Origin of the sequence: Enterococcus malodoratus (assembly GCF_027659535.1) — a bacterium.
Classification (GTDB): Bacteria; Bacillota; Bacilli; order Lactobacillales; family Enterococcaceae; genus Enterococcus_A; species Enterococcus_A malodoratus.
In genome coordinates, this window is record NZ_JAQDPG010000021.1 from 2,501 (window position 1) to 5,037 (window position 2,537).

The following is a 2,537-nucleotide window of genomic DNA, read 5'->3' on the forward strand; positions in this document are numbered from 1 at the left end:
AAAAGGCACGCTATCACCCATTAACGGGCTCTAACTTGTTGTAGGCACACGGTTTCAGGATCTATTTCACTCCCCTTCCGGGGTGCTTTTCACCTTTCCCTCACGGTACTGGTTCACTATCGGTCACTAGGGAGTATTTAGCCTTGGGAGATGGTCCTCCCGGATTCCGACGGAATTCCTCGTGTTCCGCCGTACTCAGGATCCTCCTAGGTGCCAGTCAAATTTTGTCTACGGGGCTTTTACCCTTTCTAGCAGACCTTTCCAGGTCCTTCGACTATTTCACTGGACTACCATATCGGAGTCCTACAACCCCAAGAGGCAAGCCTCTTGGTTTGGGCTTTTCCCGTTTCGCTCGCCGCTACTCAGGGAATCGAATTTTCTTTCTCTTCCTGCAGGTACTTAGATGTTTCAGTTCTCTGCGTCTACCTCTAATCAGCTATGTATTCACTGAAAAGTAACATCCTATAAAAGATGCTGGGTTTCCCCATTCGGAAATCTCCGGATCAAAGCTTACTTACAGCTCCCCGAAGCATATCGGTGTTAGTCCCGTCCTTCATCGGCTCCTAGTGCCAAGGCATCCACCGTGCGCCCTTATTCACTTAACCTTATCCTAATTTTCATTAGGGGTTTGATTGTTCCATCTAGCGATAGACTTCCCAATCAGAAAAAAATAAGCAATTGAACTTATAAAAAAACTCATTCAACGCGGTGTTCTCGGTTTGTTTGGTTTGTTTCTGTATCCAGTTTTCAATGAACGATTTTTGAGAGTAAACCTCTCAAAACTGAACGAATAAAGCAACCTGTGTAGTCTCCGTAATATTCCTTAGAAAGGAGGTGATCCAGCCGCACCTTCCGATACGGCTACCTTGTTACGACTTCACCCCAATCATCTATCCCACCTTAGGCGGCTGGCTCCAAAAGGTTACCTCACCGACTTCGGGTGTTACAAACTCTCGTGGTGTGACGGGCGGTGTGTACAAGGCCCGGGAACGTATTCACCGCGGCGTGCTGATCCGCGATTACTAGCGATTCCGGCTTCATGTAGGCGAGTTGCAGCCTACAATCCGAACTGAGAGAAGCTTTAAGAGATTAGCTTAGCCTCGCGACTTCGCGACTCGTTGTACTTCCCATTGTAGCACGTGTGTAGCCCAGGTCATAAGGGGCATGATGATTTGACGTCATCCCCACCTTCCTCCGGTTTGTCACCGGCAGTCTCGCTAGAGTGCCCAACTAAATGATGGCAACTAACAATAAGGGTTGCGCTCGTTGCGGGACTTAACCCAACATCTCACGACACGAGCTGACGACAACCATGCACCACCTGTCACTTTGCCCCCGAAGGGGAAGCTCTATCTCTAGAGTGGTCAAAGGATGTCAAGACCTGGTAAGGTTCTTCGCGTTGCTTCGAATTAAACCACATGCTCCACCGCTTGTGCGGGCCCCCGTCAATTCCTTTGAGTTTCAACCTTGCGGTCGTACTCCCCAGGCGGAGTGCTTAATGCGTTAGCTGCAGCACTGAAGGGCGGAAACCCTCCAACACTTAGCACTCATCGTTTACGGCGTGGACTACCAGGGTATCTAATCCTGTTTGCTCCCCACGCTTTCGAGCCTCAGCGTCAGTTACAGACCAGAGAGCCGCCTTCGCCACTGGTGTTCCTCCATATATCTACGCATTTCACCGCTACACATGGAATTCCACTCTCCTCTTCTGCACTCAAGTTTCCCAGTTTCCAATGACCCTCCCCGGTTGAGCCGGGGGCTTTCACATCAGACTTAAGAAACCGCCTGCGCTCGCTTTACGCCCAATAAATCCGGACAACGCTTGCCACCTACGTATTACCGCGGCTGCTGGCACGTAGTTAGCCGTGGCTTTCTGGTTAGATACCGTCAAGGGATGAACGTTTTACTCTCATCCTTGTTCTTCTCTAACAACAGAGTTTTACGATCCGAAAACCTTCTTCACTCACGCGGCGTTGCTCGGTCAGACTTTCGTCCATTGCCGAAGATTCCCTACTGCTGCCTCCCGTAGGAGTTTGGGCCGTGTCTCAGTCCCAATGTGGCCGATCACCCTCTCAGGTCGGCTATGCATCGTTGCCTTGGTGAGCCGTTACCTCACCAACTAGCTAATGCACCGCGGGTCCATCCATCAGTGACGCAAAAGCGCCTTTCAAATAGAAACCATGCGGTTTCTACTGTTATACGGTATTAGCACCTGTTTCCAAGTGTTATCCCCTTCTGATGGGCAGGTTACCCACGTGTTACTCACCCGTTCGCCACTCCTTTTCTTTCGATGGAGCAAGCTCCGGTGAAAGAAAAAGCGTTCGACTTGCATGTATTAGGCACGCCGCCAGCGTTCGTCCTGAGCCAGGATCAAACTCTCATAAAAAGTGTTTGAAACAATCTTGCGATTGTTAAGCTCAATTTTAAAAATTGACTTGCTAGCATATTGCTTGCTATGTTGTTTGTTTCTATATAATAGAAACGCCCTACACATTTGGTTTGTTTTATTCGTTCAGTTTTCAAAGGTCTACATTGTT

The 2,537-nt window shown here is 49.2% G+C and carries 2 rRNA genes (1 of these 2 cut by a window edge); both read right to left on the reverse strand.

The annotated features are described in order from the left end of the window. Positions 1 to 605, reverse strand: a 23S ribosomal RNA gene (locus PGP85_RS21070); it reaches 2,308 nt to the left of the window's first position. A gap of 222 nt (positions 606 to 827) precedes the next feature. After that, positions 828 to 2,386: ribosomal RNA gene (locus PGP85_RS21075) — 16S ribosomal RNA — on the reverse strand. The 16S and 23S rRNA genes sit together here, the layout of an rRNA operon. Between the last annotated feature and the right edge of the window lie 151 nt (positions 2,387 to 2,537).